Annotated in this window: 23 protein-coding genes; 11 read left to right on the plus strand and 12 right to left on the minus strand. The window is 58.4% G+C overall.

Going from position 1 to position 19,478, the window contains the following annotated elements; all coding sequences use genetic code 11:
* Positions 1-12 precede the first annotated feature (12 nt).
* Positions 13-318, plus strand: a complete 306-nt coding sequence (locus tag ACZ5A6_RS14930) for a DUF1244 domain-containing protein (protein WP_038494246.1) — start codon at positions 13-15, stop codon at positions 316-318.
* 151 nt (positions 319-469) lie between these two features.
* The gene (locus ACZ5A6_RS14935; protein ID WP_006314683.1) at positions 470-727 is read left to right on the plus strand and encodes a DUF2312 domain-containing protein; all 258 of its coding nucleotides are present in this window, start codon (positions 470-472) and stop codon (positions 725-727) included.
* Between the two features lie 69 nt (positions 728-796).
* Here ACZ5A6_RS14935 and ACZ5A6_RS14940 read toward each other — a convergent pair whose 3' ends face one another.
* The 5 genes from ACZ5A6_RS14940 to ACZ5A6_RS14960 all read right to left on the minus strand — a co-directional run bounded on the left by ACZ5A6_RS14940 (position 797) and on the right by ACZ5A6_RS14960 (position 3,708).
* On the minus strand, positions 797-1,417 hold the full coding sequence (locus ACZ5A6_RS14940) for a tetratricopeptide repeat protein (RefSeq protein ID WP_112291832.1): 621 nt from the start codon (positions 1,415-1,417) through the stop codon (positions 797-799).
* A gap of 100 nt (positions 1,418-1,517) precedes the next feature.
* A complete protein-coding gene (gene ykgO, locus ACZ5A6_RS14945; RefSeq protein ID WP_003497670.1) occupies positions 1,518-1,643 on the minus strand; it encodes a type B 50S ribosomal protein L36 in 126 nt (41 codons plus the stop codon).
* A 139-nt stretch (positions 1,644-1,782) separates the two neighbouring features.
* Entirely contained in the window at positions 1,783-2,871 is a 1,089-nt protein-coding gene (locus ACZ5A6_RS14950; protein WP_003511433.1) for a 5-(carboxyamino)imidazole ribonucleotide synthase, read from the minus strand.
* Between the two features lie 11 nt (positions 2,872-2,882).
* A complete protein-coding gene (gene purE, locus ACZ5A6_RS14955; protein WP_112291834.1) occupies positions 2,883-3,383 on the minus strand; it encodes a 5-(carboxyamino)imidazole ribonucleotide mutase in 501 nt (166 codons plus the stop codon).
* 121 nt (positions 3,384-3,504) lie between these two features.
* Complete coding sequence (locus tag ACZ5A6_RS14960) at positions 3,505-3,708, minus strand: YdcH family protein (RefSeq protein ID WP_003511431.1); 204 nt, start codon at positions 3,706-3,708, stop codon at positions 3,505-3,507.
* A 236-nt stretch (positions 3,709-3,944) separates the two neighbouring features.
* Here ACZ5A6_RS14960 and ACZ5A6_RS14965 point away from each other — a divergent pair, with 236 nt between their 5' ends.
* Positions 3,945-4,121, plus strand: coding sequence for a YdcH family protein (locus tag ACZ5A6_RS14965; protein ID WP_003511430.1), 177 nt, complete (start codon positions 3,945-3,947; stop codon positions 4,119-4,121).
* Between the two features lie 100 nt (positions 4,122-4,221).
* On the opposite strand, the gene ACZ5A6_RS14970 is transcribed toward ACZ5A6_RS14965, so the two are convergent.
* Positions 4,222-4,986: a sulfite exporter TauE/SafE family protein gene (locus ACZ5A6_RS14970; protein ID WP_112291836.1), complete on the minus strand. Its 765-nt coding sequence runs from the start codon at positions 4,984-4,986 to the stop codon at positions 4,222-4,224.
* Between the two features lie 103 nt (positions 4,987-5,089).
* On the opposite strand from ACZ5A6_RS14970, the gene ACZ5A6_RS14975 reads away from it, so the two are divergent.
* The 6 genes from ACZ5A6_RS14975 (at position 5,090) to ACZ5A6_RS15000 (ending at position 11,807) form a co-directional block, all read left to right on the plus strand.
* A complete protein-coding gene (locus tag ACZ5A6_RS14975) occupies positions 5,090-5,743 on the plus strand; it encodes a thiamine phosphate synthase (protein ID WP_003511427.1) in 654 nt (217 codons plus the stop codon).
* Positions 5,744-5,751: 8 nt separating this feature from the next.
* On the plus strand, positions 5,752-6,852 hold the full coding sequence (locus tag ACZ5A6_RS14980) for a tetratricopeptide repeat protein (RefSeq protein ID WP_013761840.1): 1,101 nt from the start codon (positions 5,752-5,754) through the stop codon (positions 6,850-6,852).
* A 164-nt stretch (positions 6,853-7,016) separates the two neighbouring features.
* Entirely contained in the window at positions 7,017-7,817 is an 801-nt protein-coding gene (locus ACZ5A6_RS14985; RefSeq protein ID WP_003511424.1) for an inositol monophosphatase family protein, read from the plus strand.
* Between the two features lie 200 nt (positions 7,818-8,017).
* The gene (locus ACZ5A6_RS14990; protein ID WP_013761839.1) at positions 8,018-9,037 is read left to right on the plus strand and encodes a hypothetical protein; all 1,020 of its coding nucleotides are present in this window, start codon (positions 8,018-8,020) and stop codon (positions 9,035-9,037) included.
* A 2-nt stretch (positions 9,038-9,039) separates the two neighbouring features.
* Complete coding sequence (locus ACZ5A6_RS14995; protein WP_003511422.1) at positions 9,040-10,071, plus strand: peptidoglycan -binding protein; 1,032 nt, start codon at positions 9,040-9,042, stop codon at positions 10,069-10,071.
* A gap of 89 nt (positions 10,072-10,160) precedes the next feature.
* Positions 10,161-11,807 carry an FAD-binding dehydrogenase gene (locus ACZ5A6_RS15000; RefSeq protein ID WP_112291839.1) on the plus strand — a complete coding sequence of 549 codons (1,647 nt, stop codon included), beginning with the start codon at positions 10,161-10,163 and terminating at the stop codon, positions 11,805-11,807.
* 11 nt (positions 11,808-11,818) lie between these two features.
* Here ACZ5A6_RS15000 and ACZ5A6_RS15005 read toward each other — a convergent pair whose 3' ends face one another.
* On the minus strand, positions 11,819-13,618 hold the full coding sequence (locus ACZ5A6_RS15005) for an ABC transporter transmembrane domain-containing protein (protein ID WP_111788891.1): 1,800 nt from the start codon (positions 13,616-13,618) through the stop codon (positions 11,819-11,821).
* A 261-nt stretch (positions 13,619-13,879) separates the two neighbouring features.
* Between ACZ5A6_RS15005 and rpmE the strand changes: the two genes are divergently transcribed.
* A complete protein-coding gene (rpmE, locus tag ACZ5A6_RS15010; protein ID WP_003506183.1) occupies positions 13,880-14,101 on the plus strand; it encodes a 50S ribosomal protein L31 in 222 nt (73 codons plus the stop codon).
* 152 nt (positions 14,102-14,253) lie between these two features.
* Here the strand turns inward: rpmE and rcdA are convergent, their stop codons facing one another.
* The 3 genes from rcdA to ACZ5A6_RS15025 form a co-directional block, all read right to left on the minus strand.
* Positions 14,254-14,769 (minus strand): protease adaptor protein RcdA, encoded by a 516-nt coding sequence (gene rcdA / locus ACZ5A6_RS15015; protein ID WP_003511419.1) that lies wholly within the window; start codon positions 14,767-14,769, stop codon positions 14,254-14,256.
* 405 nt (positions 14,770-15,174) lie between these two features.
* Positions 15,175-15,366, minus strand: coding sequence for a DUF1192 domain-containing protein (locus ACZ5A6_RS15020; RefSeq protein ID WP_003511418.1), 192 nt, complete (start codon positions 15,364-15,366; stop codon positions 15,175-15,177).
* Complete coding sequence (locus ACZ5A6_RS15025) at positions 15,363-16,652, minus strand: MFS transporter (RefSeq protein ID WP_003511417.1); 1,290 nt, start codon at positions 16,650-16,652, stop codon at positions 15,363-15,365. Before ACZ5A6_RS15025 ends, ACZ5A6_RS15020 begins: the two co-directional genes overlap by 4 nt.
* A gap of 136 nt (positions 16,653-16,788) precedes the next feature.
* On the opposite strand from ACZ5A6_RS15025, the gene ACZ5A6_RS15030 reads away from it, so the two are divergent.
* Positions 16,789-16,944, plus strand: coding sequence for a hypothetical protein (locus tag ACZ5A6_RS15030; protein WP_013761835.1), 156 nt, complete (start codon positions 16,789-16,791; stop codon positions 16,942-16,944).
* A gap of 56 nt (positions 16,945-17,000) precedes the next feature.
* Here ACZ5A6_RS15030 and ACZ5A6_RS15035 read toward each other — a convergent pair whose 3' ends face one another.
* On the minus strand, positions 17,001-18,026 hold the full coding sequence (locus tag ACZ5A6_RS15035) for a class I fructose-bisphosphate aldolase (RefSeq protein WP_003511414.1): 1,026 nt from the start codon (positions 18,024-18,026) through the stop codon (positions 17,001-17,003).
* Between the two features lie 190 nt (positions 18,027-18,216).
* Complete coding sequence (locus ACZ5A6_RS15040) at positions 18,217-19,419, minus strand: phosphoglycerate kinase (protein WP_464111083.1); 1,203 nt, start codon at positions 19,417-19,419, stop codon at positions 18,217-18,219.
* Between the last annotated feature and the right edge of the window lie 59 nt (positions 19,420-19,478).

The following is a 19,478-nucleotide window of genomic DNA, read 5'->3' on the forward strand; positions in this document are numbered from 1 at the left end:
TGGAGCTGCGCCATGACGACACCGAATGACAAACAGCAGATTGAATTCGAGGCCGCCGCATTTCGCCGTCTCGTCGAGCATCTTCGCGAGCGTCACGATGTGCAGAACATCGACCTGATGAATCTCGCGGGCTTTTGCCGGAATTGCCTTTCCAACTGGTATGGGGAAGCCGCTAACGAGGCCGGCGTTGCACTCACCAAGGAGCAATCCCGGGAAATCGTCTACGGAATGCCCTATGAGGAGTGGAAGGAAAAATATCAGGCGGAGGCGAGCGACGCCCAGAAAGCCGCCTTTGAGCAGAACAAGCCAACGGAATAACCCCCGATCGAAGGAAACGACTTGACGTGAGGCCCGTCAGTGGGCAGGTCACAGGCCGGAATTTTTGCTGCCCGGCTGGCGGCGACCGGCGAAGGCTTCGCCTGGATTTAATGAACAAGGCTCACCCGAGCTGCTACCAATGAAGGATGATATGATGGACGAAACGAGCACCACCGAAACCGTCGCCGCCGCCGAACTGCGTCAATTCATCGAGCGCGTCGAGCGTCTCGAAGAGGAAAAGGCCGCCATTCAGGGAGACATCAAGGATGTCATGGGTGAGGCGAAGGGTCGTGGCTACGATACCAAGGCGATCCGCACCATCATCCGCCTGCGCAAGAAGGACGCCAACGAGCGTATCGAGGAAGAAACCATTCTTCAGACCTATATGGCTGCGCTCGGCATGGAATGATCGGTTAACGGTCCCACAATGAAAAATCGCCGCTTTTGCGGCGATTTTTGTTTGGATCGTCTGCGATATTCAGCTGCGAGTGCCAGCCAGCTTTTCAGAAAGGTCAGCGGCCTCTTTGCGAGCGTCCTTGTCCGCGGGATAGAGCGCGAGATAGCGTTCCCAGGCTTTCAGCGCCAGATCGTTACGGCCTGAGGCTTCGAGGATGTTTGCAAGGCTCGCCAATGCCGGAAAATAGCGCGGCTCCTTCTCCAGCGTCAGATTGATATCCGCCATCGCCTTTCGGGTGTCGCCATCCGCAAAATGCACCATGGCGCGGCGATAGGGCGCCTGCACGTAGTCCGGATCGAGTAAAATAGCCTGGTCGAGAAAATCGTAAGCGGCGGCGTTGCGCTTCTCGTCTGCGGCTTCACCTGCCCATTGCATCAGGAGATTGATTGTCGCGCTGCCGGAATCGTTCCATTCGGAAGCGATCTGGTTGGCAATGCTGCGCGCCTTGACCGCATTCCGCTCTTTTTTCAGCGATGCGAAAAGACTGTCAACTGTCTTTGCAGGTGAAGGCGCAGCCTCCAGGGCTGCGGGAGGCTGACCATCTGCCGCATGACCAAGGGACGCCATTCCTGAAAGCAGGAGGCCCGAAAGCAGGAAACCCTGAGCGACGATGATAGCCGTGCAAAAACGATTTGGGCGCATGGGTTAAAGCTTAACCCGACTGCGCCCAATATCAAATGCAAAGTTCTGCACTGTCAACAAAGTGATCCGCGATGTGATCGCGAACCGCAGTGGCACTCAATCAGCCCTGACGAGCCTTGAAGCGCGGGTTCTGCTTGTTGATGATGTAGACGCGGCCCTTGCGGCGAACCAGGCGGTTATCGCGATGACGGGCCTTAAGCGCTTTAAGCGAATTCTTGATTTTCATTTTACTGGTCCGCAGTTTTGCACGGCTTTTACCGTGCTTATTCAAACAATCAAAAGCGCGCAACGGGGCGCGCTCTTTTCGGTTGGCAGGCAAATACCCGTTTGACCCCTGCCTGTCAACACTTCCAGACGTCTTTGCCTTAAAAGACTGAGGCTTTTCCTGTGTGCAAAAGCTCGGTCACATGGCCCATCTTGCGGCCAGGCCGTGCTTGTGTCTTGCCGTAAAGATGCACGAGACAGTCTTTTTTCGAAAGCCATGCTGGTACATCGTTGATGTCATCGCCGATGAGGTTGGTCATGACGCAATCCGAATGGCGGGCCGTGCTGCCGGGGACAAGACCGGAGACGGCTCGTATATGCTGTTCGAATTGCGAGACCACGCAGGCCGCTTCCGTCCAGTGGCCGGTATTGTGCACGCGCGGCGCCATTTCATTGGCAACGAGCGAACCATCGGGCAGGACGAAAAACTCGATGCCGATCACGCCGACATAGTCGAGCGCGGCCAGAAGCTTTTCCGCCGATTGCACGGCAACCGCCTTCGCCGCATCGGAGAGTGCTGCCGGCACGGTGGATGTATGCAGAATGCCGTTCAGATGAATGTTTTCGGCCGGATCGTAGCAGGTAACGGTGCCATCCCTGAAACGGGCGGCAATGATCGAGATTTCACGCTCGAAAGCGACGAAGCTTTCGAGGATGAGCGGCACGCCACCGAGTGCTGCAAAGGCGCCTGCGATGTCCTCACCACCCTTGAAAAGCCTCTGGCCCTTGCCGTCATAGCCCATGCGGCGGGTTTTCAGCACACCCTTGCCACCAAAAGCGGCCAATGCCGCTTCCAGTTCTTCCTGATTATCCACGGCGCGGAAATCGGCGGTCGGAATGCCGCAACCGTTGAGGAAGCGTTTCTCCGTCAGCCTATCCTGCGAGGCGCTGAGAGCTTGCGGTGGGGGATAAACGGGAACTGAAGCGCTGAGCGTCTCGGCTGCGGTGACGGGTACGTTCTCGAATTCGTAGGTCACGACATCGCAAAGGCGAGCGAGTTCCGCAAGCGCCGTCTCGTCACCGTATTCCGCGACGATCTGGCTGTTGCAGACCTGCGCCGCCGGACAATCGGCTTGCGGTTCGAGAACGATGGTGCGGTGGTTGAGGCGCGCGGCGGCCATTGCCAGCATGCGGCCAAGCTGCCCGCCGCCGATGATGCCGATGGTGAGATTGTTCGTATTCATCGTCATGTTAGAGGCTGTCACTGGGCGCTGTCCATGGGATATTCGGCAACGGCCGCTGACTGGTGCGCGCGCCATGCATCGAGCCGGTCTGCCAGGTCCTCGTCACCCAGCGCCAGAACCGCAGCTGCCAGAAGTGCGGCATTGATAGCGCCGGCCTTGCCGATGGCAAGCGTTCCGACGGGAATGCCAGCGGGCATCTGGACGATGGAATAGAGGCTGTCCTGCCCGGACATCGTCTTGGATTGTACCGGGACGCCGAAAACCGGCAGCGGGGTCATGGCGGCGGTCATGCCCGGCAGATGGGCGGCGCCGCCGGCACCCGCGATGATGACCTTGAAGCCTTCGTCTTTCGCGCCATTGGCAAAATCATAAAGGCGATCAGGCGTGCGGTGGGCGGAAATGATGCGGGCTTCGTATTCCACGTCCAGCGCATCCAGCGTATCGGCGGCATTCTTCATGGTCTCCCAGTCGGACTGGCTGCCCATGATGATGGCGACGGGGGGTGTCTCTGCTGTCACTTCGCTTCTCCGGCTTACAGCATAGGCGCAAAAATCGATTTTGATTTCTGCAAGGCACGATGCGTAAATTCAATAGATTAGAGCGTCTCTCGTGCATCCGGCAGGAAGCACGGAAGCCACTCTAGGCAATGATATCGGGAATGACCTGATCTTCGATCTGGGTCATCTTGTCCTTGACGGCCAGCTTTTTCTTTTTCATGCGTTGTATTCTCAGCGCATCGCAGTTGGTCTGGATCATCGCGTTGATCGCAGCGTCATAATCCTCATGCTCCTGGCGCAGCCGCGCCAGCGTAAGCCTGATGTCCGCCTGGTCCTGATCGGGCATCTTGTCATCCCCATTTTATGCCAGCCGGAGAGCCTCCGGCGCGTATGTCATCGGTTCTCGAGCCTCTATCATCAAATCGCGGTAACGGGAAGTTATCCCTTGCGACCAAATTGCCCACTTATTGCCTTCATTTCGCCTTCGACAAGACCAACGATCCATGTCACATTGTCGTCGCAAACCTGAAACTCCAGCGATGGAGAGCTGGAGGTAGGCTTAAAAATGGAAGGACGTGCCGCATGACCATTCAGGCTCATATTGCATCGCTCGAAAAGAAACACGGTGCTCTGGAGGAGGAGCTCGAAAGTATTCTTGCTTCCCCGTCCTCTGACGATAGAGAGATCGCCGATCTCAAACGCCGTAAACTGCGCCTGAAGGATGAACTACAGAGGCTTCGCGCCTCCACAAGGCATTGATTGATGCCATTCCCCAGCCTTCGATGAAGGACTGACGGATTCTTTTTCGGCCCTGGCGGTACGTGCGTGCTGCCAGGGCTTTTTAGTGGCCGCCTTGGGTCTAGAAAGGCAGCCCGTCCCACAGCAGTTTCAGCGCCGCGATCAGCGCCATGGTATACATCAGCGGGTAGAACACTGATGGTTTCAGATATTTCACCACCCTTGCGCCGGCAAGCGTCGCCAGCATTGCCACCGGCAACAGGCTCGCCGATGTCTTGAGGTTGGCTGCATCAAGCGCTCCCAGCGCGAAATAGGGAATGAGCTTGATTGCATTCATGATCGCGAAGAAACGCACACTCATGCCGGTATAGGTCTTGGGATCGAGCTTCAGCGGCAGAACATAGATCTGGAAGGGTGGGCCACCCGCATGGGCCACGAAACTCGCATAACCGGACAGGCTGGACCAGAGTGTTGCAGCCACCGGACGCTGCGGTCTGGCCGGAATCTCCTGCCCTTTGCGGCTTTTGAAGCTCTCCTGGAAATAACGCAGTACGAACAGGATCGTCACCGAGGCGACGACGAGGCGCATGGCGTCTGCCGAGATGAGGCTTGAGGTTGCCCAGCCGAGAGTAATGCCGGCGATCGCGCCCGGAAGCATGATGAGGAGCGTTTGCCGGTGGTTGTGGTGCCGCCAGGCCCATAGCGCCACAAGATCCATCACGATCAGGATCGGCAGGAAGATTGCCGCCGCCTGCACGGGCGGGATGGCAAGCGCCATCAGCGGCACGCCCATCAGTGCCAGCGCACCGCCCAACCCGCCCTTGGAAAGGCCGACAAGCACGACTGCGGGGATGGCGACGAGGAAAAAATGAAAATCGGTCAGCATGGATGAAGGTTGATCCTTTCGCCGGTCCGGTCTATCGGATTTATCATATCAAAACGAGTGCAGATAACGCCGAAAGTGTCTTCTGCCTGAAATGGACGAACCGATGACCAAAGTTGATAACCGTTGCCGCCTTGTTCTGATCGTCCCGCAATTGGACGACGCGCAAAAGCAGGCGACAGAATTGCAAGAAGCACTGCGAGGCGGCGATGTGGCTTCGGTCATCATTCCGCAATATGATCTGGATGACGCCACTTTCCAGAAACGCGCCGAATTGATCGTGCCGATGGTGCAGGAGGCTGGTGCCGCTGCCCTTATCGCGGGCGACAGCCGCGTTGCGAGCCGGGTGAAGGCGGATGGCCTGCATGTGGCGGGCAATGCCGAGGCGCTTGCGGAGGCCGTGGAAAATTTCGCGCCGAAGCTGATCGTTGGCGGCGGCAATGCCGATGATCGCCATAAGGCTCTGGAGATGGGTGAGTCCAATCCGGACTACGTGTTTTTTGGAAAGCTCGAAGGCGACATCAAGCCGGAAGCGCATCCCAAAAATCTGGCACTCGGCGAATGGTGGGCATCGATGATCGAGATTCCATCCATCGTCATGGGCGGCACCGATATCTCTTCGGTGGTTGCCGTGGCCGAAGCCGGCGTGGAATTCGTGGCGATGCGAAGCGGCGTTTTTGACAATGCCTCGGGTGCTGCCCAGGCCGTTTCTGAAATCAACGCGTTGCTTGACGAAAAAGCGCCACGGTTTGACGGTTGATACAGGCGATGTTGATGCGCTCGGTTCACGTCTGCCTTTCTATTTCGCTGCTGGCGCTGTCTTTCGGCGCGCCGGCGGGCGTCGCTTTTGCCCAATCCGGACCGCAAAGCGAAAGCAACGCGCTTTCCCGCCAGTTGGAGGATGAGGCGCAGCCTTCCCGTCAGGGCAGGGTGCAGTCCGAAGAGCAGAAGGACTTGCAACCGTCGCAGGGCGTCAACGTCTATCAGCGCATGGGCGCGGACCTGCCGGCCTTGCCGCCTGAAAAGGAGTTCAAGGGCCGGGTGGATGAGGCCTATGGGCATTTCCAGCGCGGCGAATATGTCCAGGCGCTCGACAAGGCGCTCAACCGTGCGCAGAACGGCGATGCGGCCGCCCAGACGCTGGTGGCGGAAATGATGTCGCGTGGTCTCGGCATCGCCCGCGACGAAAAGACCGCGGCCTTCTGGTACCAGCAGGCGGCACAGGGTGGCGATCCCGTCGCGATGTTCAAATTCGCCCTCATTTTGATGGAGGGCAAGTTCGTTACCCGCGACAAGGCGAAGGCCGACGATTACATGCACCGTGCGGCGGAAGCCGGCAATGCTTCGGCTCAGTTCAACTGGGGGCAGATACTGGTTTCGGAAAATCCCGGCGTAAAGGGATTACTGATGGCCATGCCGTATTATGAAAAGTCCGCCGAGCAGGGCATTGCCGACGCGCAATATGCAGTGTCGCAGATCTACCACTCGGTCAAGGATGTGCCGGCCGAAAAGAAGGCCAAGGCGCGCGATTGGCTGACGCGGGCCGCAAAGGCCGGCTACGATACCGCGCAGGTCGATCTCGGCATCTGGCTGGTCAACGGTTTTGGCGGCGAGCGAAATCTGGATGAAGGCTTCCGCTGGCTTTACGGTGCTGCACAGCGCGGCAATGTCGTGGCGCAGAACAAGGTGGCGCATCTTTACATTCAGGCGCTCGGCACACGGCCCGATCCGGTGGAGGCGGCCAAATGGTACGTGCTTTCCCGCCGCGCCGGGCTGAAGGATCCCTCTCTCGAGGATTTTTATCTCGGGATCACCGACGAGCAGCAGAAAAAGGCTATCGAGGCGGCAAATCGTTTCCGTCCGATGTGATGCAAGGCCGGTTGTTCGGCGCCAGCGTGCATGTGCAGGCTTTTTGCCTTGAATTTCCGCGCGTTTTGTGGTCTTGAACCGCAAACTTTCAATTCAAGAAAATAATGACGTTCCTGCCCGGCTAGCTTGCGGGTGGTTCGCAAGCTTTCCAGGAAACAAATTCGATGGCACGTTCAGCCCTTCTCAATGTGATGGTTCAGGCCGCCCTCAAGGCGGGTAAGTCTTTGTCGCGTGACTTCGGTGAAGTGCAGAACCTTCAGGTTTCGGTCAAGGGACCGAGCGATTTCGTATCGCAGGCGGACCTAAAGGCTGAAAAGATCGTGCGCGACGAGCTGATGAAAGCCCGCCCCACCTACGATTTTCTGGGTGAGGAAGGCGGCGAGGAAAAGGGCAGTGATGGTGCGCATCGCTGGATCGTCGACCCGCTGGATGGCACGACCAACTTCCTGCACGGCATTCCGCATTTCGCCGTTTCCATCGCGCTCGAGCGTAACGGCGAAGTCGTAGCCGGCGTGATTTTCAATCCCGCGACCGACGAACTCTACACCGCCGAGCGTGGCGGCGGCGCGTTCCTTAACGATCGTCGTATCCGCGTTGCCGCGCGCAAGGCCTTGACGGATTGCGTCATCGGCTGCGGTGTGCCCCATCTCGGTCGCGGCAATCACGGCAAATTTCTTGTCGAACTTCGCCATGTCATGGGTGAAGCAGCCGGCATCCGCCGCATGGGTGCTGCAGCACTCGACCTTGCCTATGTTGCAGCAGGTCGCCTCGACGGTTTCTGGGAAGCAGAGCTTTCGCCGTGGGATATGGCGGCCGGTCTGGTGCTGATTCGCGAAGCTGGCGGGTTCACCTCCGACGCCAAGGGCGGCGCGGATATCTTCGGCAGCGGCAGTGTTGCTGCCGGAAACGAATATATCCACAAGGCACTTGTGGAAGTTGCCAACCGTCCGATTCCGGGTCGTTGATCGATTTCGGCAGAAAACCTGCCGTTTAATCCAGGTTTTAGGCGCCCGGCGAACTATCGCCGGGCGTTTTTGTTTTTTCGGTCTTCGGTCAAGGTGGCTTTCGTGAAATGCCTGTGACGAAAGACAGGCTTTTCGCTTCAAATCGTCGCAATTTTCAAATAGCGTCCGGTTGATACGTGACCGAAGGGAATGCGAACGTTATGGCGGATTCGGAGTTGCTCGATCTCGGCGTGGAAAAGCCGGTGACCACACGGCAATACAGCCACAAGCTGTCCAGCCCCACACCGTTTCTGTGGACGATGGTTCTGTTTCTGATCCTCGTCGGCTTTCTGGCGGCCATTCTTTACCGGCAGGCGCACACGGCCTTCATGACGAATCCGGGCTTGAACGGCTTCATTCTCGGCGTTCTCGTCATCGGCATCATTCTGGTATTCACGCAGACCATGAGCCTGCGTTCGGAAGTCCGCTGGTTTAACGCATTCCGGGCCGCCGGCAGCGCCGAGAAAGTCGGCCGCGCTCCAAAACTGCTGGCGCCCATGAGCACGTTGATCGGCAAGCGTGGCGAAGTCCGGCTTTCTGCAGTTACGCAGCGGACAATTCTCGATTCCATCGCGACACGCCTTGATGAATCGCGCGATACTTCACGTTATCTTGTCGGCCTTCTGGTGTTTCTCGGCCTGCTCGGCACCTTCTGGGGTCTGATCGGCACCATCGGCGCCATCAGCAATGTCATTCAGTCGCTCGATCCCAGCGCCGGCACCAGCAACGATATTCTAAGCTCGCTCAAGACCGGTCTCACCGCGCCGCTTTCCGGCATGGGAACGGCGTTTTCCTCGTCGCTCCTCGGCCTTTCAGGCTCGCTGATCCTCGGTTTCCTCGATCTTCAGGCCGGCCGTGCCCAGAACCGTTTTTACACCCAGCTCGAAAACTGGCTGTCGTCGGTGACGGATACGTCGGCGGATGGGCCAAGGGAATTCAACGCTGAACCCGGCGCAATGGTCAGCACTGAGCGCTCGCTCGCCGCCATGACGAGTCTTGCTGAAGGCATTCAAGGTCTGGTCAAGAACATGCGCAGCGAGCAGCAGATGTTGCGTGACTGGATCGAGGCGCAGCAGGAGGAATCGAAATCGCTTCGCCGCACGCTCGACCGGTTGTCGACACGTATCGACGGCGAGACAAAATCCTCCGGACGCACCCGGCACGATAACGGGAGCGAGTAGCCATGGCGCTTGCGCGCAACCGCCGCCGCGACAGGGGTGTGGATTATTGGCCAGGTTTCGTCGATGCGCTGTCGACGCTGCTCATGGCCATCATGTTCCTGCTGACGGTCTTCGTGCTGGCGCAATTTGTTCTGTCGCGGGAAATTAGTGGCAAGGACGAGGTGTTGACGCGCCTCAACAGCCAGATTGCCGAATTGACTGAACTTCTGGCCATGGAAAAGGGCAGCAAGCAGGATATCGAGGATGCGCTGGCGAGCCTGCAATCAACCCTTGCCGCATCTGAAAGCGAGCGCTCACGTCTGCAGTCGCTTCTCGATGCGGGATCGGGCAACAATGCAAGCGCCAATGCCCGGATTGGCAGCCTGACCGGCGAGCTGGATGACCAAAGACAGGCCAATTCCCGCGCCTCCGCACAGATCGAATTGCTCAACCAGCAGATTGCGGCGCTCAGGGCGCAGATCGCATCGGTGGAAGCCGCCCTGCAGGCGTCGGAAGCCAAGGATACCTCATCACAAGTCAAGATCGCGGATCTCGGCCGCCGTCTCAATGTTGCGCTCGCGCAGAGGGTTCAGGAACTCAACCGCTATCGTTCTGATTTTTTTGGGCGTCTGCGTGAAATCCTCTCGGATCGCGAAAACATTCGCATCGTCGGCGACCGCTTTGTCTTCCAGTCCGAGGTGCTCTTTCCATCCGGTGGCAACGACCTCAATCCGCAAGGGCAGGCGGAGATGGAGAAGCTGGCGGCCGCGCTGATCGATCTTGCCAAGGAAATCCCCACCGAGATCAACTGGGTTCTGCGCGTGGATGGCCACACGGACAATGTCCAGCTTTCCGGGTCCGGCCGCTTCCGTGACAATTGGGAACTTTCCTCGGCACGCGCAACCTCCGTGGTGAAGTTCCTGATCTCCAAGGGTGTTCCGGCCAACCGGCTGGTCGCTGCCGGTTTCGGTGAATATCAGCCGATTGCCGAAGGCGACACGCCGGAAGCACGCCAGCAGAACCGCCGTATCGAACTGAAGCTCACCGAGCGCTGACACCTTAAGCCGTATCATAGCGGTTGCCTTGAGCTGCAAGTGAATTTACGTTCGCGTAAACGTAATTCTGTCGCATCTGGGAGGAGCTGATGGAGCGATATGATGTGATCGTTGTCGGCGCGGGGCTTGCCGGTCTGGTCGCAGCGACAGAGGCTGTTGAGCGCGGTTTCAGTGTTTGCCTTGTGGATCAGGAGGGGGAGCAGAACCTTGGCGGGCAGGCCTTCTGGTCGCTGGGTGGTCTGTTTTTTGTTGATAGTCCCGAACAGCGCCGAATGCGGGTGCGCGACAATCTCGATCTTGCAAGGCAGGACTGGTTCGGCTCCGCCGGTTTTGATCGCCTGGAAGATCATTGGCCGCGCCGCTGGGCGGAGGCTTATCTCAATTTCGCCGCGGGGGAGAAACGTCAATGGCTGCATCGGCTGGGCATGCGCTGGTTTCCCGTGGTCGGCTGGGCCGAGCGTGGCGGTGCCCTTGCTCATGGCCACGGCAATTCCGTTCCGCGTTTCCATGTCACCTGGGGCACTGGCCCCGGTGTGCTGGCGCCTTTCGTTGAAAAGGCAAAGATCATGACGGCAAGCGGTCGGCTCACCTTTCGGTTCCGCCACCGCGTCGATCATCTGGATATCACCGACGGCAGGGTGACGGGCATTTCCGGTGTTGTTCTTGCCAGGGATCCGGTGTTGCGCGGGCAACCAAGCAGCCGGGAAGAGCAGGGTAATTTTGTCCTTTCGGCCTCGGCGGTCATCGTCAGTTCCGGTGGCATCGGCGGCAATCAGGAACTGGTGCGGCGCAACTGGCCGCTGGAGCGGCTGGGCAGTCCCCCCGCGACCATGGTCTGCGGCGTGCCTGCGCATGTGGATGGCCGTATGATCGCCATTACGGAATCAGCGGGCGGAACGGTCATCAATCGCGACCGTATGTGGCATTATACCGAGGGCGTGAAAAATCACGATCCGATCTGGCCGGACCATGGCATTCGTATTTTGCCCGGCCCCTCGTCTTTCTGGTGCGATGCGGATGGAAACCGGCTCGCAGCACCCGCGATGCCGGGCTTCGATACGCTCGGCACGCTTAAGATGCTGGGCGAACGCGGCATCGGTCACAGCTGGTTCATTCTGACCAAGGCAATCATCAAGAAGGAATTTGCGCTTTCTGGTTCGGAGCAAAATCCAGATCTGACGGGCAAGGATGTGCGGCTACTGCTCAAACGGTTGGGCAAGGAGCCGCCGGGGCCGGTGGGGGCTTTCATGGAACGCGGCGAGGATTTCGCCGTCCGTGATACGCTGGAAGAACTCGTGGCGGCGATGAATACCATCAACGGCGACAATCGGCTGAATATTGACCACATCCGCTATCAAATAGAGGCACGAGACCGGGAGATCGAAAACGGTTTCAGCAAGGATGCGCAGGTTACGGCGATCCACGGAGCGCGACGTTATCTTGGTGATCGGTTGATGCGCACTGCAAAACCACATCGGTTGCTAGACCCGACAAAAGGGCCACTGATTGCGGTGCGCCTGCATGTGTTGACGCGCAAGACGCTTGGCGGTTTGCATACGGACCTAGAGGCGAGGGTGCTGGACGCGGCCGGCAACCCTGTTCCGGGCCTTTATGCTGCCGGAGAGGTGGCAGGCTTCGGCGGCGGCGGCATGCACGGATATAATGCGCTGGAGGGCACATTCCTCGGCGGTTGCCTGTTTTCGGGCCGTGTCGCGGGGCGTAGCGTGCTGGCTTAAGCCCACACGGCTCACGCTTGAGCGCGCAGCTCGTCCGGCCCTGTCTGGAATTGCAGCCGCGCAAGTCTCGCATAAAGGCCATCCTGGCGGATAAGGCTCTGGTGCGTGCCTTCCTCGATGATACGGCCCTCATCCATCACCAGAATGCGGTCGGCCTTCAGCACAGTGGCGAGGCGATGGGCAATGACGATGGTGGTGCGGGTTTTCATCAGTTCATCGAGCGCCTTTTGCACCAGCGTTTCGCTTTCGGCATCCAGTGCGGAGGTCGCTTCGTCAAGAAGCAGGACAGGGGCGTTGCGCAGGATGGCGCGGGCAATGGCGATGCGCTGGCGTTGACCGCCGGAAAGCGTTACGCCGCGCTCGCCCACCTGCGTGTCATAACCATCGTTCAGCCGGGCGATGAAGCTGTCTGCCTGAGCGGCGATAGCGGCCGTGCGCACTTCTTCGCGTGTCGCAGCCGGCCGACCGAATGCGATGTTATCGTGGATGGAGGAGGCAAAGATCGCCACATCCTGTGGAACAATGGACAGTCGCGCGCGCAGATCGGCAAGGCTAACATCGCGGATATCGACGCCATCGATGGTGATGCGGCCCTCCTGCGGATCGTAGAACCGCATCAGCAGCGAAAAGACCGTGCTTTTTCCCGCCCCGGAAGGGCCGACGATGGCGACGGTTTCGCCGGCATTGACCTTGAAGGAGAGGCCGGAGATGATCGGGCCACCGGTTGCGAGTGGATAAATGAAACCGACATTCTCGAATGCCGCTTCGCCGCGCGGCGGCTGAACCATCGAAACGGGTGCTGACGGTTCGGCAACGGGCGAGCGCTCGTTCAGCAGTTCGGAAAGCCGTTCAGCCGCGCCGCCCGCCTGCGCCAGTTCACCCCAGACTTCGGAGAGCTGGCCTAGGCCGCTTGCCGCGATGACCGAATAAAGCACGAACTGGCCAAGCGTACCCGCCGTCATGCCGCCGGACAAAACGCTTTGCGCGCCATACCAGAGAATGCCGACGACGCTGCCGAAAACGAGCGCGATGGCGACGGCGGTGAGGATGGAGCGGGCGCCTATCGCCGCCCGCGCACCCTGATAGGCTGCTTCTACGGAGGCGCCGTAGCGGGCATTCGCAAGCGCCTCGGCGTTAAAGGACTGCACGGTGCGGCTCGCCCCGATCGTTTCCGAGGCATAGGCGGCGGAATTGGCCAATGTGTCCTGCGTATTGCGGGAGCGGGCACGAACCGAGCGCCCGAAAGCAATCAAAGGAAAAACGATGAACGGGATGGCCAGGAGCGCGAGGCCGGAAAGGCCGGGGCTGGTATAGATCATCATCGCCACCGCGCCGCAGCACATGATGATGTTACGCAGCGCAACGGAAGCTGACGAACCGAACGCCGAGCGAATCTGTACGGTATCCGTGGTCAACCGCGAGGTCAGCTCTCCCGAGCGGTTGGCATCGAAAAACTGCTGCGACAGCGTGGTGAGATGAGCAAAGACATCCCGGCGCAGATCGGAAACGACCCTTTCGCCGATGGTCATGACATAATAATAGCGCATGGCGCTGGCGAGAGCGAGAAGGACGGCAATGGCCAGAAGCACGGCGAAGTAGCTGTTGATCATGCCACCGTCCGGCGTCTGGAAACCGTGATCGATGATACGGCGAACGGCAAGCGGCAAGGCAAGTGTCGTGGCGGAAGAAAGCACAAGCGCAAACAGGGCCGCCGCCATCAGGCCGCGATACCGCCTGAGATAGGGAAACAGGCCAAGCAGCGGCTTCAGGTTTCTCTGTTTAGCCGCTTTCTGCTCTTCAATGTCTGCCACGTCCGCTACACTCCTCGTTCCGTGCCGTTTTTCGGCCTTTTGCGGGTGAATTTCCGGCGCGCGGTAAAATTCTAGTCCCTGTGGCTATCTCCTTTCACAAGGGGATAGCAGGCTCTTGTTATCTGGGCGACCTTCATGTATAGGCTCCGCATCGAATTGGGAAGCCATAGCCCATCAGGACTATGGCTTCATTTATTGAAATGGCTCAGTTGACGCAATTGCGGCAAATGGACCGCACGTCACTTAACCAGGAAGATTGTCATGAAGGCTGATATCCATCCCGCTTATCACACGATCAAGGTCGTCATGACCGATGGCACCGAATACGAAACCCGCTCGACCTGGGGTTCGGAAGGCGCAGTCATGAACCTTGAAATCGACCCCAAGTCCCATCCGGCATGGACGGGCGGCAACCAGCAGCTTATGGACCGCGGCGGTCGCGTTTCCAAGTTCAACAAGCGTTTCGGCGGCCTCGGCCTCTAATCCACTTGTGGACGGATCATTTAAAAAAAGCCCGGTTTTACCGGGCTTTTTTATTGTCTGTCGATCCGGTGAAACGAGCCCATTGTAGGCCAAAACAAAAAAGCAGGCCTATGAGCCTGCTTTTCAAATTGTCTGGATAAGGTCGTCTTTTCTCAGTTGATCGAGAAAGCCGTGCGCAGAAGGTTAAGCTGCGCCTGCACGCTGTTTTCGTTGTCAGGTACCTTGGTGGCTTCGGACGGGCGGTAGATTTCGCGGTCGAGAAGGGCAACGCGGTTCTGGAGGCGGAGCGACCGCTCGATGAGGTCACGGAAGGACTCAGGCAGGTCGTTCCAGCCCGGAGCGTTGCGATCGACGTTGAAGCTGTCGAGCCGCACCTTGCTTTTTTCGCTGAGAACCTGATCGCGTGTCATCTCGCCATTGTTGACGGCGCGCTGCAGAAGCAGCCAGGACGCCATCTGCATCAGGCGGGTGGTGAGGCGCATCGATTCTGCCGCGTAAAGGACAGACGCCATGCGCGGCAGAACCTTTGAAGCGGTACGACCGGCTCCATCAAGATAGCTCGCCGTTTCCTCAACCAAGGTCATGCCTTCGGTATAGAGGGTCTTGAACTGGTTGGAAGCAGCCGCGCGACCCGCAAAGCTAATGGTATTTAAAACCTGTTCCGACATTTTCTTTAAATCCCTGCTCACGCACCACACTGTCAGGCAACGACGACCGGTAATATTTTGTTCCGGCCTTTAGTGTTTTCAGGATGGTATCTTTACCTGAAATGCGCAAGGCAATTATTAAAGAAGGGTTAATACCCACAGTTTTACGAAATCTGGTGATCGGTAAAAAAAGAGCCGCGAAAGCGGCTCTCAAGGTAAAACAGGGAGAAAAATCAGACCAATTCGCCGTATGGAGAAGATGCCTGAGGCCCAGAAGAACTGGACATGTATAGTAATCTCTCAGAAAGCTTAATTTTTGGTTAATGGTAAACGAAAAACTGCATCAGAATCGTTAATCTCGTTTGCCTTTGTGGCAGCAGCTTATCGAGTTAAGACTTGGCCGGAGGTTTTGCTGAAGGCCGCCTGTCAGGACCGGAAGAGGTTCTCCGCCGCAAGCCGGCCGGCAGACTTCCTTTTCCTCTCCTCTTCAAGTCGGGTGATTTCGGTTTGAAGAATGTCGATGCGGTTGCTCAGCTCGTCCACCGAAAGAAGGCTGAGATCGCTGCCGATCTCATGCGCTACCGGTTTTTGCGGACGGTCATCGTCCAAGAGGCTCATATGCCTGCTCCTTTTTCAACATGGTCGCCATCGTCCTCGGGATATTGCGGCGCGCGCGGGTCAAGCGCAATGCTTTCCGGTGTCACGAGCGGTGAGGGCGTTGTCGGCATCATCGTCGAGAAATTGTCCTTTTCGGCGTTCGAAAGCGTGGCGCGCTGACGGCTTCTGATGATGGCATAGGCCGTGATCAGCACATGGGCGACGGCTGTCACCAGGAACAGCGCATAGGGGCCGGAATAGGTCATGACCGCGCCGCCGAGCGTCGGGCCGATGATGGTGCCGATGCCATAAAGCAGTAGCAGTCCACCGGAAACCTTGACGAAGTCTTCCGATGCCGCAAAGTCGTTGGCATGCGCCACGGCGATGGGATAAAGCGCGTTGGCGGCGGCGCCGTAAATGGCGATCATCGGAATGAGCACATAGACATCATGCGGCTGCACGGCCGCTACGGCCAGGCCCGCAACCGCGCCAAGCCCCGCCAGTCCGGCAAGCACATAACGGCGGTCAATCCGGTCCGAAAGGCGGCCTGCTGGAAACTGGGCGAGTGCGCCGACGAAAATCGTGACGGAAACCATGATGGCGATCATGGTCGGATCAAGGCCCGCCCGCGCGCCGAAAACGGCGCCAAGCGTACCGTAAGCACCATTGGCGATGCCGATCATCAGGATACCGACGAAGGAGACCGGCGAATTCCGATAGAGGGCGGGTAAGTCCAGCTTCACCTTTTGCAAGGGCTGGGGACTGGCAGCCTTAGAAAGCGTGGCCGGCAGAATGGCGATGCAATAGATGATGCCGCAGATCATGAACAGCGAGCTATTGCTGATATCGCCCATCGGCACGATCATCTGCCCAGCCACGACGCCAAGCAGCGTTATGGCGATATAGAGCGAAAAGATCATGCCGCGGCTCTCATTGGTCGCGCGCTCGTTCAGCCAGCTCTCGATGATCATGGAAGTGCCGGCGGTGCAGAAGCCTGTAAGCGCGCGGAGCGTAATCCACCAGACATCATCGATAACGAGGCCGGTCATCAGCACGGTCAGGCAGACAAGCGCCACGAAGGAGGCAAATGCCCGCACATGCCCCGCACGGCGCACGATGGCGGGCGCCACAAAACAGCCAATGACAAAGCCTGCCGCCCAGGAGGTGCCGAGAAAGCCCAGAATTTCATTGGAATAGCCTTCCGCCGAACCGCGCATGGGTAGCACGAGACCCTGAAGGCCGTTACCGAGAAAAAGAAACAGAGTGCTGGATAAAAGAGCGAATACGGGTAGAAGATTTCTGCTCATGAAGACACTCTCATGCGTTCGAACGTATGGTCGGCAGGCCATAAGACGGGGGTTACCCGAATGAGTTGCACTCTTCTGGTGAACGGTAAAAATGTCCAGCCTGTGACGATGCAGAAATAAAGAAAAGGCTCAATAAATGACAAAGGCGATCGGCCTTTTTTTACTGCTGGCGATGATTGTGCAGATCATCCGCCCCTTGGGCCTGCCCGGCCTCAAGAAAAGAGGCGATTGCTGGAAGATAGCGGTTGCCGCCTTCGTCATCTGGTCGGCGACGCTGCTTTTGCGCCCATAAAGAAAAAGCCGCCCAAGGGGCGGCTTCAATTTTTTATAAATGCCTGGGGCTATGCCTCAGGCAGCCTTTTCGAGTTCCTGCTTCCAGTTGCCCTTGGCAGCCAGGGTGTTCATCATCGCGCGGTGTGTGAAAGCACGCTGGCCGGCCGCGACATTTTCCTGCTTGCCGCCCCACGCCTTGAGTGCGGTGTCCTGAAGGGCGCGGCCGTACGAATAGGTCAGCGACCAGGGCAGGTCGTAACCGGCATTCATGGCGGAGAGATGTGCCGTCGCCTCTTCGGAGGACTGGCCGCCGGAAAGGAAAGCGATGCCGGGAACGGCAGAAGGCACGGTCGCCTTCAGAACCTTCACGGTCTTTTCCGCCACTTCATCAACGGAAGCCTTGCGGGCATTCTTGCCGTCGATGATCATGTTCGGCTTGAGGATCATGCCTTCAAGGTTGACGCGGGCGTCGAACAGATCCGCGAACACGGTCTGGAGAACCCATTGCGTGACTTCCGCACAGCGATCGATATCGTGCGTACCGGGTTCGCCGTCCATCAGCACTTCCGGTTCCACGATCGGCACGATGTCCGCCTGCTGGCAGAGGGCGGCGTAACGGGCGAGCGACTGGGAGTTTGCCTTGATCGAACCCCAGCTCGGACGCTGATCACCGATGGTGATGACGCCGCGCCACTTGGCGAAACGCGCGCCGGCTTCATGGTACTTGCGCAGGCGCTCATACAGGCCGTCAAGGCCTTCGGTGATGAATTCACCCGGGTGGAAAGCCATCGGCTTGGCGCCGATATCCACCTTGATGCCCGGCAGGCTGCCGGCGGCCTTGATGATGTCCACGAATGGCGTACCGTCGGCGGCCTTCTGGAACAAGGTTTCTTCGTAAAGGATGACGCCGGAGATGCACTTCTTCATGGCGTCGTCGGAGCGGAACAGCATTTCGCGATAATCGCGGCGGGCGGTCTCGGTTGATTCCAGGTTGATGCTGTCGAAACGCTTCTTGATCGTTCCTGTGGATTCGTCGGCGGCGAGCAGGCCTTTGCCGTCTGCAACCATTTTGATTGCGATGTCTTCGAGACGTTCGGTCATTTGCTATTCTCCCAAGGCACAATAAATTCCCGATAACAGAAGTTCCAGGGCAGGGAAATGGCATGCTAACTCATTGAAACGATTGAAATCATTTCAATCGTTTGAAACTTTCCTCCCATGCGCACTTACCAAAAAACAAGGCCGGCCAAGCATCGCTTGTCCGGCCTCGTGTCAGGCAAGTGTGGGAAGTCTACTTGGCGGCGGTCAGGATGGCAACGCCCGGCAATTCCTTGCCTTCCATCCATTCGAGGAAGGCACCGCCTGCCGTCGAGATATAGGTGAAATCGTCCGAGACTCCGGCATGGTTGAGTGCCGCGACGGTATCGCCGCCACCGGCGACGGAGACGAGCTTGCCGGCCTTCGTGCATTCGGCGGCATGTTTTGCGGCAGCAACGGTTGCCGCATCGAAGGGCTCGATTTCGAAGGCGCCAAGCGGGCCGTTCCAGACCAGCGTTTCCGCGCGCGAAATCCAGGCTTTGATGCTATCGACCGATTTTGGGCCGACATCGAGAACCATGGCGTCAGCGGGAATGGCGTTGATATCGACGATTTCATTTGCCGCACCGGCCTTGAATTCGCGGGCAACCACGCCGTCTTCCGGCAGTACGATCGCACAGCCGGATGTCGCCGCCTCGATCATGATCTGTTTTGCGGTTTCGGCAAGGTCGTGCTCGCAGAGGGACTTACCGACTTGTGCGCCACGCGCGGCAAGGAAGGTATTGGCCATGCCACCGCCGATGACGAGGGCATCGACCTTCTTGACGAGGTTCATCAGGAGATCGATCTTGCTTGAAACCTTGGCGCCGCCGACAATGGCGACGACCGGGCGAACAGGCTGGCCAAGGCCTTTTTCCAGCGCCTCAAGCTCGGCCTGCATGGTGCGACCGGCATAGGCGGGCAGATGACGCGCCAAGCCCTCGGTGGAGGCGTGCGCACGGTGCGCGGCAGAGAAGGCGTCGTTCACATAGATATCGCCATTGGCTGCCAGAGCCTCGACGAAGGCGGTGTCATTCTTCTCTTCGCCCTTGTGAAAGCGGGTGTTTTCCAGAAGCAGGATATCGCCATCATTCATTTTCGCGACTGCGTCGGCTGCCGGCGCACCGATGCAATCGGATGCGAAGAAAACGGCGTGATCCAGCACTTCCTCGACCGCAGGCACGATCTGGGAGAGCGACATGTCGGCGACCGGTTCACCCTTGGGGCGACCGAAATGGGCGAGCAGAATGACTTTTGCGCCTTTTTCGGAAAGCTCCAGAATGGTCGGTGCAACCCGCTCGATACGGGTGCTGTCCGTCACTTTGCCATCCGCAACCGGCACGTTGAGATCAACACGGACAAGGACGCGCTTTCCGGCAATATCGTTAAGGTCATCGATGGTCTTGAAGGCGGGCATAGGTCGATCCTGATTTCGTTGCGAGTTCGGGACGGACCATACTATGCCTGATTGCCGAC

This window comes from Agrobacterium sp. 6Ca8, from assembly GCF_055382765.1.

Coding starts and splice junctions, on each gene's coding strand:
- ACZ5A6_RS15025 (WP_003511417.1), bottom strand. CDS start 16,652: ATGAGCAGAAATCTTCTACCCGTATTCGCTCTTTTATCCAGCACTCTG.
- ACZ5A6_RS14965 (WP_003511430.1), top strand. CDS start 3,945: ATGACCATTCAGGCTCATATTGCATCGCTCGAAAAGAAACACGGTGCT.
- ACZ5A6_RS15000 (WP_112291839.1), top strand. CDS start 10,161: ATGGAGCGATATGATGTGATCGTTGTCGGCGCGGGGCTTGCCGGTCTG.
- ACZ5A6_RS15030 (WP_013761835.1), top strand. CDS start 16,789: ATGACAAAGGCGATCGGCCTTTTTTTACTGCTGGCGATGATTGTGCAG.
- ACZ5A6_RS14970 (WP_112291836.1), bottom strand. CDS start 4,986: ATGCTGACCGATTTTCATTTTTTCCTCGTCGCCATCCCCGCAGTCGTG.
- ACZ5A6_RS14950 (WP_003511433.1), bottom strand. CDS start 2,871: ATGACGATGAATACGAACAATCTCACCATCGGCATCATCGGCGGCGGG.
- ACZ5A6_RS14990 (WP_013761839.1), top strand. CDS start 8,018: ATGGCGGATTCGGAGTTGCTCGATCTCGGCGTGGAAAAGCCGGTGACC.
- ACZ5A6_RS15020 (WP_003511418.1), bottom strand. CDS start 15,366: ATGAGCCTCTTGGACGATGACCGTCCGCAAAAACCGGTAGCGCATGAG.
- ACZ5A6_RS14975 (WP_003511427.1), top strand. CDS start 5,090: ATGACCAAAGTTGATAACCGTTGCCGCCTTGTTCTGATCGTCCCGCAA.
- ACZ5A6_RS14930 (WP_038494246.1), top strand. CDS start 13: ATGACGACACCGAATGACAAACAGCAGATTGAATTCGAGGCCGCCGCA.
- rpmE (WP_003506183.1), top strand. CDS start 13,880: ATGAAGGCTGATATCCATCCCGCTTATCACACGATCAAGGTCGTCATG.
- ACZ5A6_RS15040 (WP_464111083.1), bottom strand. CDS start 19,419: ATGCCCGCCTTCAAGACCATCGATGACCTTAACGATATTGCCGGAAAG.
- ACZ5A6_RS14995 (WP_003511422.1), top strand. CDS start 9,040: ATGGCGCTTGCGCGCAACCGCCGCCGCGACAGGGGTGTGGATTATTGG.
- ACZ5A6_RS14985 (WP_003511424.1), top strand. CDS start 7,017: ATGGCACGTTCAGCCCTTCTCAATGTGATGGTTCAGGCCGCCCTCAAG.
- ykgO (WP_003497670.1), bottom strand. CDS start 1,643: ATGAAAATCAAGAATTCGCTTAAAGCGCTTAAGGCCCGTCATCGCGAT.
- ACZ5A6_RS14935 (WP_006314683.1), top strand. CDS start 470: ATGATGGACGAAACGAGCACCACCGAAACCGTCGCCGCCGCCGAACTG.
- rcdA (WP_003511419.1), bottom strand. CDS start 14,769: ATGTCGGAACAGGTTTTAAATACCATTAGCTTTGCGGGTCGCGCGGCT.
- ACZ5A6_RS14980 (WP_013761840.1), top strand. CDS start 5,752: ATGTTGATGCGCTCGGTTCACGTCTGCCTTTCTATTTCGCTGCTGGCG.
- ACZ5A6_RS14940 (WP_112291832.1), bottom strand. CDS start 1,417: ATGCGCCCAAATCGTTTTTGCACGGCTATCATCGTCGCTCAGGGTTTC.
- ACZ5A6_RS15035 (WP_003511414.1), bottom strand. CDS start 18,026: ATGACCGAACGTCTCGAAGACATCGCAATCAAAATGGTTGCAGACGGC.
- ACZ5A6_RS14960 (WP_003511431.1), bottom strand. CDS start 3,708: ATGCCCGATCAGGACCAGGCGGACATCAGGCTTACGCTGGCGCGGCTG.